25 protein-coding genes are annotated in these 24,143 nt (G+C 71.0%); 11 read left to right on the top strand and 14 right to left on the bottom strand.

The features are described 5' to 3' along the window. Window positions 1-18 precede the first annotated feature (18 nt). Window positions 19-783: an ABC transporter ATP-binding protein gene (locus EWH70_RS33920; protein WP_165436535.1), complete on the bottom strand. Its 765-nt coding sequence runs from the start codon at window positions 781-783 to the stop codon at window positions 19-21. Window positions 784-1,133: 350 nt separating this feature from the next. Here EWH70_RS33920 and EWH70_RS33915 point away from each other — a divergent pair, with 350 nt between their 5' ends. Both EWH70_RS33915 and EWH70_RS33910 read left to right on the top strand, forming a co-directional pair. Then, window positions 1,134-1,667, top strand: coding sequence for a cysteine dioxygenase (locus EWH70_RS33915; protein WP_130479681.1), 534 nt, complete (start codon window positions 1,134-1,136; stop codon window positions 1,665-1,667). Further along, complete coding sequence (locus EWH70_RS33910) at window positions 1,664-2,059, top strand: rhodanese-like domain-containing protein (protein ID WP_130479680.1); 396 nt, start codon at window positions 1,664-1,666, stop codon at window positions 2,057-2,059. Before EWH70_RS33915 ends, EWH70_RS33910 begins: the two co-directional genes overlap by 4 nt. Window positions 2,060-2,063: 4 nt before the next feature. Here the strand turns inward: EWH70_RS33910 and EWH70_RS33905 are convergent, their stop codons facing one another. Both EWH70_RS33905 and glgP read right to left on the bottom strand, forming a co-directional pair. Then, entirely contained in the window at window positions 2,064-3,305 is a 1,242-nt protein-coding gene (locus EWH70_RS33905) for an SGNH/GDSL hydrolase family protein (RefSeq protein ID WP_130479679.1), read from the bottom strand. Between the two features lie 22 nt (window positions 3,306-3,327). Beyond that, window positions 3,328-5,844 (bottom strand): alpha-glucan family phosphorylase, encoded by a 2,517-nt coding sequence (gene glgP / locus EWH70_RS33900; RefSeq protein WP_130479678.1) that lies wholly within the window; start codon window positions 5,842-5,844, stop codon window positions 3,328-3,330. Between the two features lie 121 nt (window positions 5,845-5,965). Here glgP and EWH70_RS33895 point away from each other — a divergent pair, with 121 nt between their 5' ends. Next, a complete protein-coding gene (locus EWH70_RS33895) occupies window positions 5,966-7,411 on the top strand; it encodes a neutral zinc metallopeptidase (RefSeq protein WP_130479677.1) in 1,446 nt (481 codons plus the stop codon). Between the two features lie 334 nt (window positions 7,412-7,745). On the opposite strand, the gene EWH70_RS33890 is transcribed toward EWH70_RS33895, so the two are convergent. Continuing rightward, window positions 7,746-8,717, bottom strand: coding sequence for a tetratricopeptide repeat protein (locus tag EWH70_RS33890; protein WP_130479676.1), 972 nt, complete (start codon window positions 8,715-8,717; stop codon window positions 7,746-7,748). Between the two features lie 31 nt (window positions 8,718-8,748). Further along, window positions 8,749-9,042, bottom strand: coding sequence for an MTH1187 family thiamine-binding protein (locus tag EWH70_RS33885; protein ID WP_130479675.1), 294 nt, complete (start codon window positions 9,040-9,042; stop codon window positions 8,749-8,751). Between the two features lie 80 nt (window positions 9,043-9,122). On the opposite strand from EWH70_RS33885, the gene EWH70_RS33880 reads away from it, so the two are divergent. Next, window positions 9,123-9,623 carry a MarR family winged helix-turn-helix transcriptional regulator gene (locus EWH70_RS33880; RefSeq protein ID WP_130479674.1) on the top strand — a complete coding sequence of 167 codons (501 nt, stop codon included), beginning with the start codon at window positions 9,123-9,125 and terminating at the stop codon, window positions 9,621-9,623. A gap of 2 nt (window positions 9,624-9,625) precedes the next feature. On the opposite strand, the gene EWH70_RS33875 is transcribed toward EWH70_RS33880, so the two are convergent. The 3 genes from EWH70_RS33875 to EWH70_RS33865 form a co-directional block, all read right to left on the bottom strand. After that, on the bottom strand, window positions 9,626-9,982 hold the full coding sequence (locus tag EWH70_RS33875; RefSeq protein ID WP_130479673.1) for a DUF3817 domain-containing protein: 357 nt from the start codon (window positions 9,980-9,982) through the stop codon (window positions 9,626-9,628). Between the two features lie 128 nt (window positions 9,983-10,110). Further along, window positions 10,111-11,202 (bottom strand): ABC transporter permease, encoded by a 1,092-nt coding sequence (locus EWH70_RS33870; RefSeq protein ID WP_130479672.1) that lies wholly within the window; start codon window positions 11,200-11,202, stop codon window positions 10,111-10,113. Continuing rightward, window positions 11,199-12,107 carry an ABC transporter ATP-binding protein gene (locus tag EWH70_RS33865; RefSeq protein ID WP_130479671.1) on the bottom strand — a complete coding sequence of 303 codons (909 nt, stop codon included), beginning with the start codon at window positions 12,105-12,107 and terminating at the stop codon, window positions 11,199-11,201. Before EWH70_RS33865 ends, EWH70_RS33870 begins: the two co-directional genes overlap by 4 nt. Before the next feature lie 209 nt (window positions 12,108-12,316). Here EWH70_RS33865 and EWH70_RS33860 point away from each other — a divergent pair, with 209 nt between their 5' ends. The 5 genes from EWH70_RS33860 to EWH70_RS33840 are packed head-to-tail and all read left to right on the top strand — an operon-like array spanning window position 12,317 to window position 17,177. Beyond that, a complete protein-coding gene (locus EWH70_RS33860) occupies window positions 12,317-13,303 on the top strand; it encodes a LacI family DNA-binding transcriptional regulator (protein ID WP_130479670.1) in 987 nt (328 codons plus the stop codon). Next, complete coding sequence (locus EWH70_RS33855) at window positions 13,300-14,346, top strand: class I mannose-6-phosphate isomerase (RefSeq protein WP_130479669.1); 1,047 nt, start codon at window positions 13,300-13,302, stop codon at window positions 14,344-14,346. The genes EWH70_RS33860 and EWH70_RS33855 overlap by 4 nt, the downstream gene beginning before the upstream one ends. Then, window positions 14,343-15,107, top strand: coding sequence for an ATP-binding cassette domain-containing protein (locus tag EWH70_RS33850; protein ID WP_130479668.1), 765 nt, complete (start codon window positions 14,343-14,345; stop codon window positions 15,105-15,107). Before EWH70_RS33855 ends, EWH70_RS33850 begins: the two co-directional genes overlap by 4 nt. After that, window positions 15,104-16,150 carry an ABC transporter permease gene (locus tag EWH70_RS33845; protein WP_130479667.1) on the top strand — a complete coding sequence of 349 codons (1,047 nt, stop codon included), beginning with the start codon at window positions 15,104-15,106 and terminating at the stop codon, window positions 16,148-16,150. Before EWH70_RS33850 ends, EWH70_RS33845 begins: the two co-directional genes overlap by 4 nt. Window positions 16,151-16,178: 28 nt before the next feature. Further along, window positions 16,179-17,177 carry an ABC transporter substrate-binding protein gene (locus EWH70_RS33840; RefSeq protein WP_130479666.1) on the top strand — a complete coding sequence of 333 codons (999 nt, stop codon included), beginning with the start codon at window positions 16,179-16,181 and terminating at the stop codon, window positions 17,175-17,177. Between the two features lie 427 nt (window positions 17,178-17,604). Here EWH70_RS33840 and EWH70_RS33835 read toward each other — a convergent pair whose 3' ends face one another. Together EWH70_RS33835 and EWH70_RS33830 are read right to left on the bottom strand one after the other, a co-directional pair. Further along, window positions 17,605-18,333 carry an isocitrate lyase/PEP mutase family protein gene (locus EWH70_RS33835; RefSeq protein WP_130479665.1) on the bottom strand — a complete coding sequence of 243 codons (729 nt, stop codon included), beginning with the start codon at window positions 18,331-18,333 and terminating at the stop codon, window positions 17,605-17,607. Continuing rightward, window positions 18,330-18,794: a carboxymuconolactone decarboxylase family protein gene (locus tag EWH70_RS33830; protein WP_420809117.1), complete on the bottom strand. Its 465-nt coding sequence runs from the start codon at window positions 18,792-18,794 to the stop codon at window positions 18,330-18,332. Before EWH70_RS33830 ends, EWH70_RS33835 begins: the two co-directional genes overlap by 4 nt. Window positions 18,795-18,831: 37 nt before the next feature. Here EWH70_RS33830 and pdxR point away from each other — a divergent pair, with 37 nt between their 5' ends. Continuing rightward, window positions 18,832-20,214 carry a MocR-like pyridoxine biosynthesis transcription factor PdxR gene (gene pdxR, locus EWH70_RS33825; protein WP_130479664.1) on the top strand — a complete coding sequence of 461 codons (1,383 nt, stop codon included), beginning with the start codon at window positions 18,832-18,834 and terminating at the stop codon, window positions 20,212-20,214. On the opposite strand, the gene meaB is transcribed toward pdxR, so the two are convergent. Together meaB and EWH70_RS33815 are read right to left on the bottom strand one after the other, a co-directional pair. Beyond that, window positions 20,201-21,166, bottom strand: a complete 966-nt coding sequence (gene meaB, locus EWH70_RS33820) for a methylmalonyl Co-A mutase-associated GTPase MeaB (RefSeq protein WP_205669374.1) — start codon at window positions 21,164-21,166, stop codon at window positions 20,201-20,203. The genes pdxR and meaB overlap by 14 nt on opposite strands. Further along, window positions 21,166-22,344 (bottom strand): acetyl-CoA C-acetyltransferase, encoded by a 1,179-nt coding sequence (locus EWH70_RS33815; protein WP_130479662.1) that lies wholly within the window; start codon window positions 22,342-22,344, stop codon window positions 21,166-21,168. The genes meaB and EWH70_RS33815 overlap by 1 nt, the downstream gene beginning before the upstream one ends. A gap of 117 nt (window positions 22,345-22,461) precedes the next feature. Here EWH70_RS33815 and mce point away from each other — a divergent pair, with 117 nt between their 5' ends. Then, the gene (gene mce / locus EWH70_RS33810) at window positions 22,462-22,905 is read left to right on the top strand and encodes a methylmalonyl-CoA epimerase (RefSeq protein ID WP_130479661.1); all 444 of its coding nucleotides are present in this window, start codon (window positions 22,462-22,464) and stop codon (window positions 22,903-22,905) included. Window positions 22,906-22,909: 4 nt separating this feature from the next. Here the strand turns inward: mce and EWH70_RS33805 are convergent, their stop codons facing one another. Further along, window positions 22,910-23,176 carry a PqqD family peptide modification chaperone gene (locus tag EWH70_RS33805; protein WP_130479660.1) on the bottom strand — a complete coding sequence of 89 codons (267 nt, stop codon included), beginning with the start codon at window positions 23,174-23,176 and terminating at the stop codon, window positions 22,910-22,912. Window positions 23,177-23,272: 96 nt separating this feature from the next. Further along, complete coding sequence (locus tag EWH70_RS33800) at window positions 23,273-24,124, bottom strand: hypothetical protein (RefSeq protein ID WP_130479659.1); 852 nt, start codon at window positions 24,122-24,124, stop codon at window positions 23,273-23,275. Window positions 24,125-24,143 lie beyond the last annotated feature (19 nt).

Genomic DNA, 24,143 nt, shown 5'->3' with positions numbered 1-24,143 from the left:
CGTAAGTAAGAAGCAGCCTCACCTGCGACGCGCGACGAACCGGTCGCCCCACCGCTCCAGCAGCAGGTCCTGCGCGAACGTGGCGGAAAGGTTCTCGCTGGTCAGCACGTCGTCCATCAGCCCGGACGCCACCGCCCGGCCCTCGCGCAGCAGCAGCGCGTGGGTGAAGCCGGGCGGGATCTCCTCGACGTGGTGGGTGACCAGCACCATGGCCGGGGCGTCGGGGTCCATCGCCAGCTCGGACAGCCTGGCGACGAGGTCCTCCCGCCCGCCGAGGTCCAGGCCCGCCGCTGGCTCGTCGAGCAGCAGCATCTCCGGGTCGGTCATCAGCGACCGTGCGATCAGCGCCCGCTTGCGCTCGCCCTCGGACAGCGTGCCGAACGTGCGCTCGGCCAGGTGCTTGATACCCATCGCGCCGAGCAGTTCCTCGGCCCGCTCGGTGTCCAGCGTGTCGTAGACCTCGCGCCAGCGGCCGAGCACCGCGTAGCCCGCGCTAACGACGACGTCACGCACCAGCTCCTCGCCCGGGATCCGGCCGGCCAGCGCGGCGGAGGTGAAGCCGATGCGGGGGCGCAGGTCGAAGATGTTGACCTTGCCGAGCCGGTCGCCGAGAAGATCCACCTCGCCCGTCGTCGGGTACAGCTCGGCCGCGGCCAGCCGAAGCAGGGTGGTCTTGCCTGCCCCGTTGGCCCCGAGCACCACCCAGCGTTCGTCCAGTTCAACCGCCCAGTCGAGGTCTGCGAGCAGGTGGTTCTGCCCGCGTCGGACCCCGACACCGGACATCCGCACCACGAGATCGTCGAGTTCGTTCGGCCGCGTCAGCTCGGTCACGGGGCCATTGTGCCGGGCGGTGCCGCGCGGACGGCGACGTGGTCGCTGGTCACCTGGTGAGACGAGTGCCACCCCGCGTTGCGCTGTGGCAACATGGCTTTCGTGATCAGGTCCGTGCTGCAGAACCCGCCCGGGGCGGGCGTTCTGTGGCGCGATTTCACGCTTGATCTGGTCCTCACGGCGTCGTGCGGGTGTAGTCGCGCGCGACGCTGAGTCCTTTCGAGCCGGCACCGTCCTCGGTGCCGTCGCTCCTCGCGTCGCGCGGCCCACGTCCGTCCGTTCGCATCGCCGAGGAGCGTGAGATGACCCAGTCTGTCGTCCGACCCGAGACCCACCCCGAGCTGACCGACCCGCTGCTGATCGACCTGCTGCACCCCGAGCGCCTGCTGTGGACGCCGAGGGAGCTGGCCGAGCTGACCCGCACCGTCGCCACCGAACTGACCGGCGGCCTGCGCCGCATCCTGCGGTTCGACGCCGACCGGCGCTGGTGGGCCCGGCTCGCGTTGACCGACGGCGTCGAACTGTGGCTGCTGTCCTGGCTGCCCGGCCAGCGGACGGCGCCGCACGACCACGGCGGGGCGTCCGGCTCGTTCACCGTGCTGCAGGGCGAGCTGGCCGAGGAGTACCGCTATCCGGGCGGGCCGGTACGGCAGCGCACCCACGTCGTCGGCGACGGGATCGGGTTCGGCGCCGGACGGGCACACCAGGTCACCGGGGCCGGTGCGACGCCGTCGGCCAGCGTCCACGCCTACTCGCCGCCGCTGGTGGCGACCAGGCAGTACGCCTCGCTGGCGGACATCCCGGCGGAGATCCCGCCGATCCCGGTGACCCGATGAGCGCCGTCGACGACCGGCTGGCCGCCGCCCGGGCCGGGCTGGACCGGGTGTCCCCGGCGCGGGCGGCCGAGCTGCTGGACGAGGGGGCGCTGGTGGTCGACATCCGCCCGCACGCCAACCGCGCCGAGGAGGGGGAGATCCCCGGGTCGGTGATCGTGGAACGCATCCACCTGGAATGGCGGCTCGACCCTGGGGGTGATCACCGCCTGCCCGAGGTGGACCCCGGGCGGGCGGTGATCGTCGTGTGCAACGAGAGCTACGCCTCCAGCCTGGCCGCGGCCGACCTGCGCGCCCTCGGCCTGCCGAAGGCGACCGACCTGGCCGGTGGCTTCCGCGCCTGGCGCGCGGCAGGCCTGCCGGTCCGCCCCGGCGGAACGCCGGCGGTCCCCTGACCGGTCAGCGCAGGGACCGCACCGCCTTCGCCGCCTCGGTGGCCATCACGGCGTAGCCGGCGTCGCTGGGGTGCAGCTTGTCGCCGCTGTCGTAGGCGGGCAGCAACGCGTCCGGATGCGCCGGATCGGCGGTGATCCGGTCGAAGTCCGCGACCGCGTCGTACTCGCCGGACGTACGGATCCACGCGTTGACCGCGTCCCGCACCGCCTCGCCGCGCTCGCTGTAGTAGAACGTCCCCTGGTACGGCAGCATCGTCGCGCCGATGATCTTCATCCCGTCGGCCTTCGCCATCCGGATCAGCTGCCGGTGCCCCGCGATCAACTGCTCGGCGGTCACCACCGGCCGCTGCCCCACACACGGGAACTCGCCGGGGAGCTCCGGCATTCCGATGTCGTTGATGCCCTCCAGCACGATCACCGTGCCCGCCCTCGGCTGGTCCAGCACGTCGCGCTCGAACCGCGCGGCCGCCCGCTCCCCCGCGCACCGCGCGTCGTTGAGTACCCGGTTGCCGCCGATGCCGGTGTTGAGCACCGGCCGCGGCGTCAGCGCCTCGGCGAGGTCGTCCGGGTACCGGTCGTACTCGCCGAACGTGGCGCCCGCGCCGTCGGTGATCGAGTCGCCGAACGTCACGACGCCGGATCCCCGGCTCGCCTGCCCGGCGACGTCCAGCCCGGCCAGCAGGTACCACGACTGCGACGTCTCGGTGAAGGCCGCGCCGTCCGCGTCGGCGACGTGGTCGCCTGCCGCGCGGTAGCTGGTCGTGTTGGCAGCCAGGTGCATCGTGGCCGGACCGGTCGCCTCGGCCAGGTACAGGGTGATCGTCACCCGCTCCAGCGGTGCCACCCGGAACACCGTCAGGTCGCTGCTGGTCTCCTCGCCGACCGGGATCTCCACCGACCTCCGGTGGCCGAACGTCAGCGGCCGCACCGAGTCCGGCCGCACCGCCGCTCCCTCGGCCGTCCGCGCGATCGTCGCCTTGGCGACACGCAGCGGCTTGGTCCCGTAGACGTTGGTCAGCCGCACGCGCGTCACCAAGCCGCCCGCGCTGGCCCGCACCACCTGCCGCAGCGACTGCCGCTCGAAACCCTCCACGGACCAGTTCGGCCCGAACTCCGTGGCAGCCTCCTGTGCCGCCGTCGCCCAGCTCGCCACCCACGGCCCATGCCCCGCCGCGGTCGCCGGAGCGGCCACACCCGTCAAAGCCAGCAGCACACCGGCCGCTACCGCCACAATCCTGCGTCTCATGGGGATGAAACTAGCGGCAAAGTCAGGCGAAAACGACCCTTCCCAGCTCCGCGGGGCTGGCCAGCAACGGATGCCTCGGCAGCACCCGCACCGTGTAGCCGAGCGACCCGGCGTGAGGCAGCCGCAGGGTGGCCTCGAACAAGCCAATGCCCGCCGGCTGCATCGGCACGGTGACCGGATCGAGCAGGTCGTCCGAGTCGCCCACCCTGCCGACGACCGCCTGAACGTCCACATCGGACGGTTCGAGTCCGGCGAGGTCCACCCGCGCGGACACCCGCACGTCGGTGCCGACGACCAGTTCGTCCGGCGCCTCGACCCGCAGGTCGGTGTCGTGGATGATGACCCGCCGCCAGGCCGTGTCGATCCGCGTCCGGTACCCGGCGAGCGAACGGGCACCCGCGTAGCCGTCGGCGGCGGCCGCGGCGACCGTCTCCGCGGCGGGCCGGTAGTAGTGCTCGACGTACTCGCGCACCATCCGCGACGCCTGCAGCTTCGGTCCCAGCCGCTCCAGCGTCTCCCAGACGCGGGACAGCCAGCCGGCCGGTGTCCCGTCCGGGCCGCGGTCGTAGAACAGCGGCGCGATCTGCATCTCCAGCAGGTCGTAGAGCGCCTTGGACTCCAGGTCGTCGCGGCGCAGCGGGTCGGCGACGCCGTCCGCGGTCGGGATGGCCCAGCCGAAGTCCGGGTGGTAGTGCTCGTCCCACCAGCCGTCCCGGATGGACAGGTTCAGCCCGCCGTTGAGCGCCGACTTCATTCCCGACGTCCCGCACGCCTCCAGCGGCCGGGTCGGGTTGTTGAGCCAGACGTCGCAGCCGCGGTAGAGGTAACGCGCCATCGCCATGTCGTAGTCGGGCAGGTAGACGATCCGGTGCCGCACGGCCGGGTCGTCGACGAACCGGACGATCTGCTGGATCAGCGCCTTGCCGCCCTCGTCGGCCGGATGCGACTTGCCTGCCACGACGATCTGGATCGGCCGCCGCTCGTCCAGCAGCAACGCCCGCAGCCGCTCGGGATCGCGCAGCATCAGCGTGAGCCGCTTGTACGTCGGCACCCTGCGGGCGAAGCCGACGGTCAGCACGTCGGGGTCGAACACGGAGTCGGTCCAGCCCAGCTCCAGCCCGGCGGCGCCACGCTGCAGCCACGCGTCGCGCACCCGCCTGCGGACCTCGCTGACCAGCTTCTCCCGCAGGTCCCGGCGCAGTGCCCAGAGCTGTGCGTCGGACACCGTCTCGCGCGAGCCGGCGTGCTCGTCGCCGTCGCCGTCGAGCAGCGCGCTCAGTTCCCTGGCCACCCAGGTCGGGCCGTGGACGCCATTGGTCACCGCCGAGATCGGCACCTCGTCGATGTCGAAGTCGGACCACAGCCGGTGGAACATCGTCCGCGACACCCGCCCGTGCAGCGCCGAGACACCGTTGGCGCGCTGGGAGAGCCGCAGGCCCATGTGGGCCATGTTGAACATGCCCGGGTTGTCCTCGGCGCCGAGCGCCAGCACCGTGCGCACGTCGATGCCGGGCAGCAGCCTGCCGTCGCCGAAGTAGTGCTGCACCAGGTCGACCGGGAACCGGTCCAGCCCGGCGGGAACGGGGGTGTGGGTGGTGTAGACGGTGCCGGCCCGCACCGGCACCAGTGCCTCGTCGAACTCCAGCCCGCCCGCGGTGACGATCTCGCGGGCGCGTTCCAGCCCGAGGAACCCGGCGTGGCCCTCGTTGGTGTGGAACACCTCGGGCTCGGGGTGCCCGGTCAGGGCGCAGTACCGGCGCACGGCCCGGACCCCGCCGACGCCGGCGAGGATCTGCTGGCGGATGCGGTGGTTGGCGTCGCCGCCGTAGAGGCGGTCGGTGACGCCGCGCAGGTCCTCGTCGTTGCCCTCGGTGTCGGAGTCCATCAACAGCAGCGGGATCCGCCCGACCCAGGCACGCCAGATCTGGGCGTGCAGGTCACGGCCACCGGGCACCGCGACGCTGACCCGCAGCGGCTCGCCGCTCTCGTCGGTCAGCAGTTCCAGCGGCAGGCCGATGGGGTCGATCACCGGGTAGTGCTCGACCTGCCAGCCGTCCAGCGACAGCGCCTGCCGGAAGTAGCCCGCCCGGTACAGCAGTCCCACGCCGATCATGGGTGCGCCGAGGTCGGACGCCGCCTTGAGGTGGTCGGCGGCGAGCACGCCGAGGCCGCCGGAGTAGTTCGGCAGCGCCTCGGTGACGCCGAACTCCATGGAGAAGTAGGCCACCGCGGCAGGCAGCCTGCCCTGGCGCTGGTACCAGCGAGGCTCGGTGAGGTAGCGCTGCAGGTCGTCGGTGGCCGCGCGGAAGCGGGCGAGGAAGTCCTCGTCGTCGGCCAGCTCCTCCAGCCGCTCCGGCGGCAGTGCGGTGATCAGCCGCAACGGGTCCTTGAACCGGTTGAACAGCCCGGCGTCGATCGACGCGAACAGGTCACGCGTCGGCGGATGCCAGGTCCAGCGCAGATTGGTGGCCAGTGCCCGCAGCCCGGACAGCGGCTCCGGCAGGCTGGCACGCACGGTGAACCGGCGGACTGCTCTCATTCCAGCGACGATAACGCGACGATCACCGCGGCGCCTCCACGGCCCGATCTGGGTGATCCGTGCCCGGGCCGGGACGGCGCTTAGTAGGGTGCGTGCCATCCACACAGACACGGAGTGGCAGATGAGCACAAAGTGGGGGCGTCCCTCCCTGGTCGGAATGGTGGCCGTGGTCGCCTTGCTCGCCGGAGCGTGCGGCGACGACAGCAAGAACAGCGGTGAGGCGAAGACGAGCGTCGGTGACGTCGCGGGGCTGCCGGTGACGCACTTCGAGAGCGGCCTGAAGCCGGACGCGCCCAAGCCGCAGCTCAACGTCCGCAACGCCACGGACAGCGAAGAGGACAAGATCGCCATCGCGTCGATCGCCGACGTGAGCGAGTACTGGACCCAGGAGCTGCCCGCGCACTTCGGCATGCCGTTCGAGCCGGTCAAGGAACTCATGTCCTACGACCCGAGCACGGACACCGACGAGGCGTGCGGCACCTCGGTCAAGGAGGCGGCGATGAACGCCTTCTACTGCCCGCCGGAGGACCTGGTGGCGTGGGACCGCGGTCAGCTGCTGCCGATGCTGCGTACCGAGTTCGGCCCGATGGCCATCGTCACCGTGCTCGGCCACGAGTTCGGCCACGCCGTGCAGTACCGCCTCGGCGAGAAGGCCGGGATGTCGAAGAACGTGGCCACGATCGTGAAGGAGCAGCAGGCCGACTGCTTCACCGGCGGCTACTTCCGCTGGATGGCCGAGGAGAAGAGCAAGTACTTCCGGGTGTCCACCTCGGAGGGCCTCAACCAGGTGCTGGCCTCGCTGTTCTTCATCCGCGACCAGGCAGGCCAGTCGTCGAAGGAGAAGGGTGCGCACGGCACCGCGTTCGACCGCACCTACGCCTTCCAGCTCGGGTTCGAGAAGGGCGCCAAGGAGTGCGCCGGGATCAACCAGCAGAACATCGACGCCCGGATCACCGAGCAGCCGTTCCACAAGGGCGACAAGGGCAAGGGTGACGAACGGCTGGACATGAAGCTGATCGGGCACCTGCAGACCAGCCTGGACAAGGCGTTCGAGGGCGCGGGCGCCCAGGCGCCGAAGATCGTCGACGAGGGCGGCGTGTGCCCGGGCGGGCCGCAGACTCCGCCCGCGTCGTACTGCCCGGACTCCAACACGGTCAGCATCGATCTGAACGCCCTGTCCCAGATCGGGCGGACCGGCGATCGCAAGGCCGAGTTCCAGGGCGAGGACCCCGGTGGTCTCGGTGACTTCGCCGCGCTGGCCGAGGTGGCGTCGCGCTACACGATGGGCATCCAGAAGGGCGTCGGCGCGTCCCTGGACAACGACAACGCCGGGCTGCGGACCTCGTGCCTGGTGGGCGCGTGGGCGGCGGCGTCCAACCGGCCGGGTGCGAACCTGCGGCTGTCCTCGGGCGACCTGGACGAGGCCATCGCCGAGCTGCTGATGCCGAAGAGCGTGATCGCCGCCGACGTCAACGGCAAGCAGGTGGAGAACGGTTTCGAGCGCGTCGAGTCGCTGCGCAAGGGCTACATGGAGGGCTCGACCGCCTGTACGCAGCAGTACGGCTGACCGTCAGGGCACGTGAAGGCCACCTTCATTACGTCTCACGTGATGAAGGTGGCCTTCACGTGCTTGGGGGCTAGAGGCTGGAGTCGGGTGGTGTGCGTGACGGTGGAGTTCGCGTGCGGGAGCGTGGGACTCGCGTGCACGAAGGTGGGACTCGCGACGTCCGCCGGACGGGAGCCGTGTCTCACGGTATGAACTCCACGCTCACGCACGCGAGTTCTACGCTCCGGCACGCGAGTTCCACACTCGCGCACGATCGCCCGCCCGGACTTCACCGGGGCATGCCGTGAAGGGGGCCCTCACGGCGTCTGATGCCGTGAGGGCCCCCTTCACGGCATCAGAACAGCGCGGAAGCCAGGTCGCGGCGGGCCTTGGCGACGCGCGGGTCCGCGGGGTCGAACAGGTCGAACAGCCCGACCAGGTGCTCGCGCACCCGGTTGCGCTCCTCGCCCGCGGTGCGGCGCACGACCGCCACCAGCCGCGCGAAGCCCTCCTCGGCCAGCTGCTGGGCGACCTCGAAGTCCGCCGCCGCGAGCTGGGCGTCGATGTCGTCGGGGTCGGCGTCGGCACGCGCGACGGCCGACGGGTCGGCCTGGCCTGCCCGCTCCGCGAACGACACCTGCACCAGCGCGGCCTTGGCCTGGTCGTTGCCCGGCTCCGCGTCGAGGATGCGCTGGTAGGCGGCCTTCGCGGCGGCGAAGTCGCCCCGCTCGAACGCCTCCTCGGCCTCGGTGAACCGCGGGTCCTCCGGCTCCTCGGCGGCGCCATTCTGCTCGGCGTCCTTGATGCCGGGCAGCTTGTCCCGCAACGCGTCGAGCAGGGACTTCAGCCACTGGCGGATCTGCAGCTCGGGCAGCGCACCGGAGAACGCGTCGACCGGCTGACCACCGGCGATGGCGACGACCGTGGGGATCGACTGCACGCCGAACAGCTGCGAGATCCGCGGGTTGGCGTCGACGTCCACCTTCGCCAGCACCCACGCGCCGCCGGACTCGCCGGCCAGCCGTTCGAGCACCGGGCTCAGCTGCTTGCACGGGCCACACCACTCGGCCCACAGGTCGACGACCACGAGCTGCTTGAGCGAACGCTCGACGACGTCGGCCTGGAAGGTGGCCTCGGTGACGTCGAGCACGGCCGTCCCGGCACCGGCGGGCGGCTGGGCCGGGGGCCCGGAAGGCTGCTGGGCGGGCGCTGCCGGCTGGCGCCGGGCCGCGTCGGCCCGCGCCTTGAGCGCGGACAGGTCCACCGCACCGGACAGCGCGGCGGAAAGGGCTGCTGACTTGGCGGAAGGTCGGCGTGGCTGTGTCACGGTTCCATCCTGACACGACTCGCGGACACGCTCATCGCAGGTGCTCCTCCAGCCGCTCGACCTTGCCCCGCAGCTGCCCGGTGTGGCCCGGCCGGATGTCGGCCTTGAGGACCAGCGACACCCGCGACGCCTCCGCCTGCACCGCCTCGGTGGCGCGCCGCACGACGTCCATCACCTCGTCCCACTCGCCCTCGACGAGGGTGAACATGGCATTGGTCTCGTTGGGCAGTCCGGAGTCCCTGACCACCTGGACCGCCTTGGCGACGGCCTCGGCGACACCGTCGGACTCGCCCCCGAGCGGACTGACACTGAACGCGACAATCATGACACTGGCCTCCTGCGATCGGTGGGGAATGTGACCACCCTGCCGGACACAGCCGGTACCCGCTGGTAACTTCGACGACCATGAACCGTCCGTTGCCGTTCGACCCCATCGCCCGCGCGGCACAGCTGTGGGAGGAGCGCATCGGCCCGTCCGGGACGATGGCGGCGGTGACCGGTGTGATGCGGGTGCAGCAGATCATCCAGTCCGCCGTGGACGGTGCGCTCAAGCCACACGGGCTGACGTTCGCCCGTTACGAGGCACTCGTGCTGCTCACCTTCGCCAAGCGCGCCAGCCTGCCGATGCGGGTGATGGGCGAGCGCCTCCAGCTGCACCCGACCAGCGTGACGAACATCGTCGACCGGCTGGAGAAGGACGGCCTGGTCAAGCGCGTACCGCACCCGACGGACCGGCGCACGACGCTGGTGGAGATCACCGACGACGGCCGCGCCCGCCGGGAGCAGGCGACGGCCGCCGTCACGGCGATCGACTTCGGACTGACCGGCCTGACCCCCCGCCAGACAGCTCAGCTGACCGAGCTGCTGACGAAGGTCCGCAAGGCGACCGGCGACTTCACGGAGTAGTACTAGACGGAAACGGGCTGCCGGACGAACAGGCCGGTGCCGCCGTGGGTGAGGCGCTGCGGACCGTCCAGCTTGCCGCGGCGCAGGGCCCACTTCTCGAAGAACCAGGTGAACAGCGGCGGCACGCTGGCGACCAGCGCCCAGAACACGGTGCCGAACTTCCAGCCGAGCGGCTTGGCCACGGCGAGCGTCACCAGCACGTAGACGACGAAGACGATGCCGTGGGTCATCCCGACCACCGGGACCGGGTTGCCCGCCTCGAGCACGTCCCGCGTGAACATCCCGATCAGCAGCGCTGCCCAGGACAGCGCCTCGGCGACGGCGGCAACGCGAAAGATCAGAGCGGCCCTGCTGGCCACGGTTCCTCCTAGAAGGTCGCAAAAAAGTCCGACGGCGTAGGTGACTACTAACGTCAACCACGCCGTCGGACGTTGTGATGCCAGTGTGAGCCGTGATGGCCGTCACCGGAACACCGGGGTAGGGCAGATCACTCCTCCCAGCGGAAGACCTTCGCGGCGATCAGTCCGATCACGACGGTGAAGCCGACGAGGATCACCGCGGGCAGCGCCAGTGCCTCGATCCCCTTCCCGCGCACCATGACGTCGACCATTCCGTCGTTGAGATGCCGCAGCGGCAGCACCTTCGAGATGGCCTGGACCCACGCCGGTGTCTCACCAATCGGGATGAACGATCCGGAAAGGAACGCCATCGGCAGCACGACCAGGTTCGCCGCGCCACTCGCGGCCTCCTCGGTCTTGCTGAACGCGCCGACGAGCATCCCGATGGCGAAGAACGCCAGCGTGCCGAGCAGCAGCAGCGGCAGGGCAAGCCACCACTGCCCGGACAGCTGCAACCCGAACAACGGCAGCGACGCGATTCCGAGGAACACGGCGAACTGCACGACCGACACACCGAGCGACACCACCACCCGCGAACCCAGCACGGTCAGTGGCCGGACGGGTGCGAGCCGCAACCGCCGCAGCACCTGCTTCTTGCGCCAGTTGACGAACGTCAGCGCGGCACCGAAGACGGCCGCGATCGACATCGCCCAGGACAGGATGCCCGGCGCCATGAACTGGATCGGCTTCAGCGACTCGTCCTCGACCTGCTGGGCGTTCAGCGTGTACCGCGGCACCTGCCCGGTGGCCGCGAGGTTCTGCTGACCGACCACACCGCCGACGAGTCCGAGCACGGTGCCCGCCCTGGCCTGGTCGCTGGCGGCGAAGCGCAGGGTCACCGTGTCGCCGCTCTGCGCGACGACGGCGGGCAGGTCACCGTCCCGGACCTGCCGCTCGGCGTCGGCGAGGTCTCCGATCCGCTTCAGCTCGACGGCGCCGGACTGCTCCAGCGCGACGATCACCGGCCCCTCCCCGACGACGCCGACCTCCATCTTGGACGACCCGCGGTCGCCGAAGATCAACCCGAAGATCACCAGGAACATCAGCGGGAACAGGAACGTGAAGAACAACGTCGCCTTGTCCCGGACGAAACCTTTGAACATGGCCTTCGCCAGCGCCTGGAACGGCGTGCCGGCCTGTCCGGTCCGGCCTGGCGTCTCGGGGGCCTGGATGGTGGTCACGCGCGGTACTCCCGTCCGGTGAGCTGGAGGAAGACGTCCTCGAGGGTGGCGGTGCGCACCTGCAGCCCGTCGAGCGTGCCGCGTTCGGCGAGCGCGGCGAGCAGCGGCGCGGGACGGCGGGTGGCGATGGTCAGCGAGGTCTCGTCGACGGCGACGTTGTCCGCGCCGGGCAGCGCCCTGGCCTCGGTGACCGGCATCGACGTTGGCTCCAGGATCACGTGTGTCGCGGCGTCGAGGTCACGGACCAGGCGGGCCGGCGTGTCCAGCGCGAGGATGCGGCCGTGGTCCATGATCGCCACGCGGTCACAGAGGACCTCGGCCTCGTCGAGGTAGTGGGTCGTGTAGACGATCGTCTTCCCCCGGTCCTGGATGGCCCGCAGCACGTCCCACAGGTTGCGCCGCGACTGCGGATCCAGCGCGGCCGTCGGCTCGTCGAGGAACACGATGTCCGGGTCGTGCACCAGCGCGCAGGCGATGGACAGCCGCTGCCGCTGGCCACCGGACAGCTTCGCCTCCTGCGTCCCGGCCTTGTCGGCGAGGCCGACCAGCTCCAGCATCTCGTCGATCCGCGCGGAGCGGACGCCGTAGAGGGATCCGAAGGTCTCCAGCTGCTCACGCGCGGTCAGCTTCTCGAAGAAGGCGGACGCCTGCAGCTGAACTCCCATGCGCGGCAGCAGTGCGAGGTTGCGCGGGAACGGCGACTCGCCGAGCAGTTCGATGCTGCCGGAGTCCGGCTCCCGCAAGCCTTCCGCGATCTCCATGGTGGTGGTCTTGCCCGCGCCGTTCGGCCCGAGGATGCCGAAGAACTCCCCCTCGGCGACCTCGAAGGACACGCCGTCGACGGCCTTGAAGTCGCCGTAGCTCATGTGGATGTCGTCCACCACGAGCGCCCGTGCTGTGGTCATGTGCGGGAACCTAGCCCGGTAAACGGTTTCCGGCCTCAGGGAAATCACCCATCGATTGGCTGACAACCTTGTCTTCCGGTAACGAAACGGCAACGTAGTCCCGCGCTGAAGCGATCAGCCCATTGACAGCCCGCCGGGATCGGTGTCCAATCGCGGCCACTATGACAACGTTGTCGCCCTCCGGTCGGGGTAACACGCGTCGGGCCACCATGAGCGATGTGGCTCGACTGGCCGGCGTGAGCATCAAGACCGTCTCGCGTGTCGTCAACGACGAGCCGGCGGTCCATCCGGACACCGCCGAGCGCGTCATGGCGGCCATCGAGCAGCTGGGCTTCCGGCGCAACCTCGGTGCCCGCAACCTGCGCCGCGGATCGACCACCGGAACCATCGGCCTGGTCGTGGAGGACGTCGGGAACCCGTTCTACTCCGAACTCAACCGTGCCATCGAGCGCATCGCCAGCTCACACGACAGGCAGGTGCTGACCGGGTCGTCGGACGAGGACAGGGACCGCGAACGCGAACTGGCGCTGGAGTTCTGCTCGCGCCGGGTGGACGGCCTGCTGATCGTCCCGGCCGGAATGCAGCACGGGTACCTGGTGCCGGAGATGCGGGCGGGCACGCCGGTGGTGTTCATCGACCGCCCGGCTGGCGACATCGTCGCCGACACCGTGCTGGTCGACAACATCGGCGGCACCGTCGAGGCGGTCACCCACCTCGCGGCGCACGGCCACCGGCGCATCGCGTTCCTCGGTGACAACGTGGAGATCTACACCGCGGGCGAACGCCTGCGCGGCTTCCGGGAGGGCTGCGCGCGAGCCGGAATCCGCTACGACGAGGGCCTGGTGGTGATGCGCACGCCCACCGAGGAAGGCGTCGGCGACGCGGTGCGCAGGCTGATGGCCGGCGCCGAGCCGCCGACCGCCGTGGTGGCGGGCAACAACCGGGTCACCGTCCACCTGCTGCGTGCGCTGGCGCACGCGCCGCGCAGGCCCGCACTGGTCGGCTTCGACGACTTCGAACTCGCCGACCTGCTCGATCCCCCGGTCACCGTCGTCGCACACGACGTCGGCGGGCTGGGTGAAGCCGCGGCGAACCTGCTGTTCGCCCGGATCCAAGGAGATCAGTCCGCCCCGAGAAAGGTAGTGCTCCCCGTGCGTCTTGTACCCCGCGGCTCCGGTGAGGTGGCCCCCGCATGAGCAGGCCACTGTCGCCGATCCGGCTGGCAGCCAACCAGCCGCCGCAGTTCTACCGGGGCGGCGACGCGATCGCCGAACTACGCACCGGACAGCGGTCGTCCGCGTCGTCGTTCGGCCCCGAGGACTGGGTCGCGTCCACCACGACGCTGTTCGGCCAGGACACCAACGGCCTGACCCGCCTGCCCGACGGCACCTGGCTGCGCGACGCCGTGCGGGCCGATCCGGAGGGCTGGCTGGGCGCCAAGCACGTCGAGGTGTTCGGCGAGTCCACGGGCCTGCTGGTCAAGCTGCTCGACGCCGGGCAACGACTGCCGGTGCACTTCCACCCCACCGACGAGTTCGCCCGCGAGCACTTCGACTCCCACTTCGGCAAGACCGAGGCCTGGATCGTGGTCGGCACCTACGGCGACGACCCGCGCGTGCATGCCGGCTTCGCCGAGACGGTCAGCAAGACCACCGTGTCAGAGTGGGTCCGCGACCAGGACGCGCCCGCGATGCTGGGCGCGCTGAACAGCACGCCGGTCAGCGCCGGAGACACCGTCTACATCCCGGCGGGTCTGCCGCACGCCATCGGCGAGGGCGTGTTCGTCGTCGAACTGCAGCAGCCGACGGACTTCTCGCTCACCCTGGAGTGGCGGGACTTCCTGGACTCGCCGGAGAAGGGGCACCTCGGGGTCGGGTTCGACACGGCACTGCGGACGCTGGACACCTCGGGCTGGGACGCTGAGCGGCTGGGCTCGATCATCCGGCACACCGCGGGCACCGAAGGGTCCACTGTGGACCTGCTGGCCGAGGACTCGGCCGGGTTCTTCCGCGCCGACCAGCTCCGGCCCGCGCCGGCGCTGGCCCTGGACCCCTCGTTCGCCGTGCTGGTGGTGCTGGGCGGCTCCGGCACCCTGCGCACCGAGCACGGCGGCGAGCACGGCCTCACCCGTGGCGAGACCCTCGTGGTCCCGTACGGCGCGGGCGAGGCGGAACTGACCGGGGACGTGACGGTGATCCGCTGCCGTCCGCCCGCACCGGAGAAGAGGTCCCCCCGATGAGCATCCTGCTGGACGCCCAGCACCTGACGAAACGATACGGCTCGGTCGAGGCGCTCCGTGGCGCGTCGTTCCAGGCCAGGGCCGGCGAGGTCACCGCGCTGATCGGTGACAACGGCGCCGGAAAGTCCACATTGGTCAAATGCCTGTCCGGCGCGGAGCAGCCGACGTCGGGTAAAATCCTGCTCGACGGCAAGGAGATCACCCTCGAGTCGCCGACCGTCGCCAGGCGGCTCGGCATCGAGACCGTGTACCAGGATCTCGCGGTGGCACCGGAGCTGGACCCGGCCGCGAACCTGTTCCTGGGCAGGGAGATCCACCGCAAGGGCATCCTCGGCAAGCTCGGCATGATCGACAAGGCGGAAATGCGCAGGCAGGCCGTCGAGCAGTTCCAGCGGCTCGGCGTCACGCTGCAGAGCACCGAGGTGCCGATCGGGTCGCTGTCCGGTGGGCAGCGGCAGAGTGTCGCGGTGGTGCGCTCGGTGGTGTGGGCCAGCAAGGTCGTGTTCATGGACGAGCCGACCGCCGCGCTCGGTGTCGTGCAGCGCGAGCGCGTGCTGGACGTCATCAAGAAGGTGCGCGACCAGGGCATCGCGGTCGTGCTGATCAGCCACAACATGCCCGAGGTGCTGTCGGTCGCCGACCGGATCGAGGTGCTGCGGCTGGGCACGCGGGTCGCCCGCTTCGAGGCGAAGGACACCAAGCTGGAGGACCTGGTCGCCGCGATGACGGGCGCCCTGACCAACGACGAGGAGGCGGCGTGAGCACGGAGACCAAGGCGCCAATCCAGTCCGAAGTAGACGGTGGGTTCCAGAAGCGGCCACTCGGTGCCCGGCTGATCTCGGCCAACACCTTCTGGATCGCGCTGGTGCTGCTCGGCCTGTGCATCGTGTTCACGATCGCCGCGCCGGGTGAGTTCGCCACGCTGTTCACGTTCCAGACGCTGCTGATCGAGACGTCGGTGCTGCTGGTGCTCTCGGTCGGCATGACGTTCGTGATCATCACCTCCGGCATCGACCTGTCCGTCGGCTCGGTGCTGATCTTCGCCGGGATGGTGTCGGCGAAGACGATGGAGGCGCTGAGCCCCGGCGGCAACGCCACGGCGGCCGGCTGGGGCGTGATCACGGTCGGCCTGATCGCCGGTGTGGTCGCCGGAACGGTGTGGGGCTTGATCAACGGGCTGCTGATCGCGGTGGCGAAGATCCCGCCGCTGATCGTCACGCTGGGCACGATGGGTGCCGCGCTGGGCGCGGCGTACCTGCTCAACAACGGCTCGGACATCCGCAGCGTGCCGACCGTGCTCAACAGCACGCTCGGCTACGGCACCTGGTTCGGCGTGCCCAACCTGGTGATCGTCGCGGTGGTCATCACCCTGATCGGGGCCTGGCTGCTGCACACGACGAAGTTCGGCCGCTACACCTACGCGGTCGGCTCGAACGCCGAGGCCGCGCGCCGCGTCGGCATCGGCGTGACCGCCCACCTGCTGAAGGTGTACACGCTGACCGGCTTCCTGGCCGGCATCGCCGGGTTCATGTCGCTGGCCTACTACGCCTCGACGACGATCTCGGCGCACACCACGGACAACCTCAACGCCATCGCGGCCACCGTCATGGGCGGCACGAGCCTGTTCGGCGGTGTCGGTTCGGTGCTCGGCACGGTGATCGGCGTGTTCATCCCGGCCGTGCTGAAGAAGGGCTTCAACATCACGGAGGTTCAGGACTTCTGGCAGATGATCGCCGTCGGTGCCGTGCTCATCGCGGCCGTCTGGTTCGACCAGCGACGCCGCCGGCTTCGCAACAGCAGGTAATTTTCCCTACGGCACAAAGAGGTGCAGGATGAAGTTCCCCCGTAAGACGCTGCTCGCCGCCGGTGCGGCGGCCGCCGCCGTCACGTTGCTGGCCGCCTGCGGTGGCGGTCAGGTCGGCCAGACACCCGCCGGGGACCAGCCCGCCCAGCAGGGCAACAAGAAGCTGGTGCTGATCCCGGGTGTGCAGGCCGAGCCGTTCTACATCTCCATGCAGTGTGGTGCGGAGGCCGAGGCGAAGAAGCTCGGCTACGAGCTGACCACGTCGGCGCCGCAGAAGTTCGACGCCGCCATGCAGACGGAGAAGGTCAACGCGCTGGGTTCGGCTCCCCCGGCCGGCCTGCTCATCGCCCCGACCGACGACCAGGCAATGCTGGCGCCGATCCAGCAGGTGAAGAACCGCGGCGCGAAGATCGTCGAGGTGGACACCGCGCTCAAGGACACCGGCGTGGCCGTGTCGTCGATCTCGTCGAACAACGCCGAGGGCGGCAAGCTGGCCGCGCAGACGCTGGCGAAGCTGGTGGGCGGCAAGCAGGGTTCGGTGCTGGTGCTGGACACCATCGCCGGGACGTCGACCACGAACGCCCGCGCGAAGGGCTTCGAGGACGAGCTGAAAAACCACCCGAACCTGAAGTCTGCCGGGGTGCAGTTCACCCAGAACGAGCCCGACCAGGCGGCGGGCAAGGTGACGGCGGCGCTCGCGTCGAACCCGGACCTCATCGGCATCTTCGCCACCAACCTCAACACCGGTGAGGGCGCGGCGACCGGTCTGCGCAACGCGGGCAAGATCGGCCAGGTCAACCTGGTCGGCTTCGACGCCAGCCCGTCGGAGGTCGAGGGGCTGCGCAAGGGCGAGTACCAGGCACTGATCGCGCAGGACCCGGCCGCCATCGGCGTGCAGGGTGTGCAGCAGGCGGTCGCGGCCATCGAGGGCAAGCCGACCCAGCGCAACATCACCGCCGGCCTGCACTCGATCACCAAGGCCGACATGGACGCCAACGCGCAGTACTTCTACAAGCAGCAGTGCTGACGTAGCCGGACAGCACGTGAGGGCCACCTTCAGCGATGAGGGTGGCCCTCACGGCGTCTCATGCCCGGGCCCCGGCAAAGTCGGGTCGCGCTCAGGCGAGGTGGCTGGTCTCGAGCGTAGAACTCGTGTACCGGAACGTAGAACTCGCGTGCCGGAACGCAGAACTCGCGTGCGTGAGCGCAGAACTCACCATGTGGACCGGGTTCTCACGTGGTGCCGGTCGCCCGCGTGAACGGGCCACTCGCCGCGAGTCCCACCGTCGTGCACGCGAGTCCCACGCTCCGGCACGCGAACTCCACGCTCCCGCACCACCACGCGCCCGACTTTGCCGGGGCCCTGACGTCTCACGCCGTGAGGGCCCGTTCACGGCATCGACGCCACCACATCGGGCCCCACCGTGTGACACCTCTGATGTGATGCCGCGTGTTCAGGCGGGCTTGAGAGCAGCCAGCTGGTCCGCCAGCCAGGACTGCTGGGCACGCCAGAGACCCGGGCCGAGCGACACCCGCGCCACGCCGGCGTCCGCGAGTTCGGCCAGGTCGCCGCCGGGGCGCAGGTTCCCGTTGACCGCCGCGGGCGAGACCGCCTCGACGAACTCCCGCAGCACTTCCGCCGAGCGCACCAGGATCGGGTAGACGCAGTCCGCACCGGCCGCCAGGTACGCCCTCGCCCTGGTCACCGCCTCGTCGAGCACCGCGGCCTGGTCCTGCGCCCCGAGGAAGACGTCCACCCGCGCGTTCAGCACGAGCGCGTCGCCCGCGGCGGCGCGGACGGCCGCCAGGTAGTCGGCCTGCTCGGCGACGTCACGCAGGCCGGCGCCGGGCACGGTGTCCTCCAGGTTGCAACCTGCCGCCCCCGCGCCGAGGAGCCGCTCGGCCAGTTCGGCGGGCGGCAGGTCGTAACCCGCCTCGGCGTCGACGGTCACCGGCACCTCGACCGCGGCCGCGATCCGGGCCGCGGCGGCGAGCATCTCGCCGACGGGCGCCTGCTGCCCGTCGGCGAACCCGAGTGCCTCGGCGACGGCCGCGGAGCTGGTGGCGACGACCGGGAATCCCGCCTGCTCGACCAGCCGCGCCGACGCGGCGTCCCAGGCGTTGGGCAGCAGCAGCGGCGTGCCCGGCACGTGCAGCGACCGCAGCCGCCCAGCGGCGCTCACTGGACCGGCAGGGGCTTGTGGCTGGTGACGCCCAGCCGGTTCCAGCCGTTGATCACCATGGCGGCCCAGGCGACGGCCCGGTACTGCTCCTCGGTGAACACCGAGGTCGCCTGCTCGTAGACGTCGTCGGGAACGTCCTGATTCACCGAGAGGCGGGTCATCGCGTCGGTCAGCGCCAGCGCGGCACGCTCCTGCTCGGTGTACAACTCGGTCTCCCACCAGGCGCCGAGCAGGTAGAGCCGCCGCTCGTCCTCGCCGAGCTTGCGGGCGTCGCGGGTGTGCAGGTCGAGGCAGTACGCACAGCCGTTGAGCTGCGACGCCCTGATCTTGACCAGCTCGATGAGCCGCTGGTCCAGGCCGGCGTCGGCGGCCGCCTTCTCGACCTCGGTGTGCAGTTCGAACATTTTCTTGTACAGCGCCTTGTCGGCGGACAGCTGGATTCGCTTCGTCACGGTGTCCACGCTAGTCGCCACTGGCCTACGACTATGGTCCAGTTTTGTGCAACGTTCATGGTCCAGTTCGCGTGACCTCCACCTCGGCTGGGACCCGGGGACCGGCCGGGCCGGGCTGGCCGAGGCGCTCCGGTCGGCCATCCGCGGCGGCAGGCTGCCGGAGGGGGCGGCGCTGCCGTCGACCAGGGCGCTGGCCGCCGACTTCGGCGTGGCCAGGGGAACCGTCGCCGCGGCGTACGACCAGCTGGCCGCCGAGGGCTACCTGCGGACCAGGCAGGGCGCGCCGACCCGGGTGGCAATGACCGCGGGCCTGCAGATGTCCGCGCCCGCGGTCGTCCCGGAGGCGGCGGCGAGGTGGAACCTGCTGCCGTGCCAGCCCGACGTGTCGAGCTTTCCCCGCCAGGCGTGGCTCACCACGGCGAAGACGGTGCTGCAGACCGCCCCGCCCCAGGTCTTCGGTTACCCCGAGTACGGCGGGCTCGCACCGCTGCGGGACGCGCTGGCGCGCTACCTCGCCCGCAGCCGCGGCGTGGTGGCCGACCCGGAACGCGTGGTGGTGTGCGGTGGCTTCTCCCACGCCATCGCGTTGCTGGCGACCGTCCTGCACACCAGGGGCGACCGCGAACTCGCCTTCGAGGACCCGTCGCTGGCCAAGTTCCGCGACATCGCGGCGGCGGCCGGGCAACGGATCGTCGGCGTCCCGGTCGACGACGACGGCATCCGGGTGTCCGCTGTGGACAGTTCGGCGGTGGTGGTCACGGCGGCGCACCAGTATCCGATGGGTGTCACGCTCAGCTCGGGGCGCAGGACCGAGCTGATCCGCTGGGCACAGCGCACCGGCGGGCTGGTGATCGAGGACGACTACGACGGCGAGTTCCGCTTCGACCGCCGCCAGGTCGGCGCCGTGCAGCCGCTGGCCACGGAACGGGTGATCTACGTGGGCACGGCGAGCAAGTCGCTCGGCCCCGGCCTGCGGCTGGGCTGGCTGGTGCTGCCCCGCGCACTGGTCGAGCCGGTCCGCTCGGCGCTCTACGCCGACGGCGCCCGGCCGGCGGCGCTGGACCAGCTCATCCTCGCGGACCTGCTCGATTCCGGCGCCTACGACCAGCACGTGCGGCGCAGGCGGGCGGCGTACCGCTCGCGCAGGGACCGGCTGCTGGTGCGGCTCCCCGGCTGGCTGCGCCCGATGGGCATCTCGGCCGGGCTGCACCTGCTGCTGCGACTGCCCGACGGCCGTCCGGACGAGCGGACGGTGCTGGCCGCGCTACGCAGGCACTCGGTGGCGCTGGAGGGCCTCGGCAGGCACTGGATCGGCGACGGCCCGCACCCCGGCGGCCTGGTCGTCGGCTACGGCGCGCCGCCCGAGCACGCCTTCAACGCCACCGTCGACGCACTGGTGGAGGCGCTCGACGACGTCAGGCCCGCTTGAGCAGGTCGACCAGGCGGGCGGCCGCCGCGTACGAGTCGGTCCTGCCGACGGCCACCTCGCGGGCCAGTTCCTCGAGGCGGTCGCCGCCACTCAGCCTGCCCAGCTCGGCTCGCAGCCCGCGCAACGCGATCGCCTGGATCTCCTCGGCCGCCCTGCGTGCCCGCCGCCGCTCCAGCTCCCCGGTGTCGAGCAGCCAGGAGGCGTGCCGGTCCAGTGCGCCGAGCATGTCGGTGATGCCGCTGCCGTCCGCGGCGACCGTGCGGACCACCGGCTGACGCCAGCTCGGCCCGCGGATCCCTCGCCGCGACATGGCGATCATCTGCTCCAGGTCGCGTACGGTCACCTCGGCGCCGTCGCGGTCGGCCTTGTTGACCACGAACACGTCGGCGATCTCCAGCACCCCGGCCTTGGCCGCCTGGATGCCGTCACCCATCCCGGGGGCCAGCAGCACGACGGTGGTGTCCGCGAGCCGCACGACGTCCACTTCGGACTGTCCAACCCCGACGGTCTCGACGAGGACGACGTCGAACCCGGCCGCGTCCAGCACCCTCACCGCCTGCGGGGTGGCGACGGCGAGCCCGCCGAGCTGGCCGCGGGTGGCCATCGAGCGGATGAACACGCCGTCGTCGACGGCGTGTTCGGTCATCCGGATGCGGTCGCCCAGCAGCGCGCCGCCGGAGAACGGCGACGACGGGTCGATGGCCAGCACCCCGACCCGGTGCCCGGCCGCCCGCAGGGCGGTGATCAACGCGGACGTGGTTGTCGACTTGCCGACCCCGGGCGGCCCGGTCAGGCCGATCACCCTGGCGCGCCCGGCGTGCGGGGTGAGCGCCGCGGCGACCTCGGCGTTGACGTCCGCCCGCTCGTCCTCGACCAGGGTGATCAGCCGGGCGATCGCTCGGTGCGCGCCCGCGACCGCCTGGCCGGCGAGCTCGTCGAGAACGGGAGCCACTACACCCGGATCAGCAGCGCGTCGCCCTGGCCGCCGCCACCGCACAGCGCCGCGGCCCCGAGGCCGCCGCCACGGCGGCGCAGCTCGTGCACCAGGTGCACGGCCAGCCGCGCGCCGGAGGCGCCGATCGGGTGACCCAGCGCGATGGCGCCGCCGTTGACGTTGACCTTCTCCTCGTCCACGCCGAGCTGACGGGCCGAGACCAGGCCCACCGCGGCGAACGCCTCGTTGATCTCGACCAGGTCCAGTGCGTCGACGCCGACCCCGGCCTTGCTCAGCGCGGCCTTGATGGCGTTGGCCGGCTGCTCGTGCAGGCTCGCGTCCGGGCCGGCGACCACGCCGTGCGCGCCGATCTCGGCCAGCGGCGTGATGCCGAGCTGCTCGGCCTTGGCACGGCTGGCCACGACGACCGCCGCGGCGCCGTCGGAGATCTGCGAGGCCGAGCCCGCGGTGATGGTGCCGTCGGCGGCGAACGCCGGCCGCAGCTTGGCCAGGCCCTCGGCGGTGGTGTCCGCCCGCACGCCCTCGTCGGTGGCGAACGCGACCGGGTCGCCCTTGCGCTGCGGGATGGACACCTCGGCGATCTCCTCGGCGAACCGGCCGTCGGCGATCGCGGCGGCGGCCCGCTGGTGCGAGCGGGCGGCGAAGGCGTCCTGCTCCTCGCGGGTCAGGCCGTAGCGGGCGTTGTACTTCTCCGTCGAGGCGCCCATGGCCACCTGGTCGAACGCGCAGAACAGGCCGTCGTGCGCCATGTGGTCGACCAGCGTGGTGTCGCCGTACTTGAAGCCCGAGCGGGACTTGGGCAGCAGGTGCGGTGCCTGCGTCATCGACTCCTGGCCGCCGGCCACCACGAGGTCGAACTCGCCCGCGCGGATCAGCTGGTCGGCCAGCGCGATGGCGTCGAGACCGGAGAGGCAGACCTTGTTGATGGTCAGCGCCGGTACGTCCATCGGGATTCCGGCGGCGACGGCGGCCTGACGGGCCGGGATCTGGCCGGCGCCCGCGGTGAGCACCTGGCCCATGATCGTGTACTGCACGGCTGCCGGGTCGACACCTGCCCGCTCCAGCGCCGCCTTGATGGCGACCCCGCCCAGCTGAGCACCGGTGAAGTCCTTCAGCGATCCCAGCAGTCGCCCGATCGGGGTACGGGCGGCGCCCAGGATGACGGATGCGGACATGGCTGGCGGCCTCCAAGGACGAACGACGGCGGTCGGATCGACGATACCGGTGTTTCAGCTGTCTGAACCGAATGAGTGTGACCCGCCGCACGGCCCCGGGTGGTTACGCTGCCGGGCATGAATGACGCGCTGGAGCCGTTCGTCCGCACCATCGACCACGTCGGCATCGCCGTGCCCGATCTCGACGCGGCGATCGAGTTCTACGCGACGACGTTCGGCCTGCGGGCCACGCACACCGAGACCAACGAGGACCAGGGCGTGCGAGAGGCCATGTTGCACGCTCCCGGGGACCCGGACGGCCCGGCCGTGCAACTGCTCGCGCCGCTGAACGCCGAGTCGACGATCGCCAAGTTCATCGACCGCAGCGGGCCCGGGCTGCAGCAGCTGGCCTACCGGGTGTCCGATGTGGACGCGGCCGCGGCGGCGCTGCGGGCGAAGGGGCTGCGGGTGCTCTACGAGCAGGCGCGCCGGGGCACCGCGGGCAGCAGGGTGAACTTCGTGCACCCGAAGGACGCGGGCGGGGTGCTGATCGAACTCGTGGAGCCCGCCGCCGGCCACTGACGGCTCAGGGCTCGGACGGCTCCCTGGGCTCGACGAGGCGGGTGGTGGTCAGCCGCGCGAGCAGTGCGCGGACGTCCTCCTCGCGCTGTGCGCGGTCCCCGTCGCCGAGCCTGCAGGCGGCAGCCTCGACGTCGTCGCCGGCGAGCATGGCCGTCAGCACGGCCGCGCCGGGTTCGTTCAGCTGGAAGTGCCGCCCGACGTCGGTGTCCAGTAGGAGCAGTCCCTGGTCGCAGGCCACCGGGGTCACCCCGGCCCGCAGCCGCACAGTCATTCCCGACCTCCGCCCGGTGGTGACCGGTTGCCACGTACTCACGCTGTGTTGTGACAGTCTCACGGTCAGCGCCGGGCCGGGAATCCGCCTTTCGGGTTAGGCGGGGGCAGCGTCCTCCGCGGCCCCGCGCCGGGGAGCGGGGTGACCTGCCCAGCGGGCGTCGACCGCACGATCCACCGAGACACCGTTCTCCCTCGCGACCGCGGCGAGGTGGTACGCGAACGGGTCACGGATGACCTCCCGGCGTCCGGGAATCCGGATGTCGCGGCCGGAGGCCCTGGTCACCCGGTAGGCGACCAGCTCGGGCGGGTTCAGGTTGCTCCGGCCGAGCACCGCCGACACCGACCGGACGTCGGCCCACCGCACGACTTGCGTACGGCCGTTGACCCAGTGGACGAAACCACCGTGGTAGAGGTGGGTACGCACCACCTTCTTGGGAGTCACGATCAGGGCCACCAGCGACAGCACCGGTCCCGCGAGCACCAGCACCGCGCCCACCAGGAAGATCAGCGCGGCGGCCTTGGTCGTCACGCCCGCCAGCGCCGGCCCGAGCAGGCTGAGCAGCCACAACATGAGCACCAGCAGCAGCAGCGGCGCGACGAGCAGGAACGGCACCAGCGCGAACATGGCGAAGGGATTTTGGCCCTTCCGGGTCATCACGTGCTCACCGAGACCGTGTTCCTCGGCAAGCCCGCTGACCCGAGCGGGTGGGACCGGGGCGGCTTTCATCCGGCCGGGGACGTCGAGCCTGGCCACGAGCCATACCGTGCACAGCACGATCACGAGGCTGCCGCCGATGACGATCCACCCGACCGGCCCGTCGACGGCGAAGACCGCCACCAACCCGCCGACCATGGCCAGCAGGCTCACCCCGATCACCAGCAGCTGAGCCATCGCCACGATGGTCCACGGCGACGGTTCACTGTCGTACTCCGCGTATTCGTACACGTCCGAACGTCTACAGCTA

It is taken from the genome of Amycolatopsis suaedae (assembly GCF_004214935.1).
GTDB classification, from domain to species: domain Bacteria; phylum Actinomycetota; class Actinomycetes; order Mycobacteriales; family Pseudonocardiaceae; genus Amycolatopsis; species Amycolatopsis suaedae.
The sequence above is the reverse complement of the archived record's forward strand: the minus strand, read 5'-3'. Positions and strand labels throughout refer to the sequence as shown.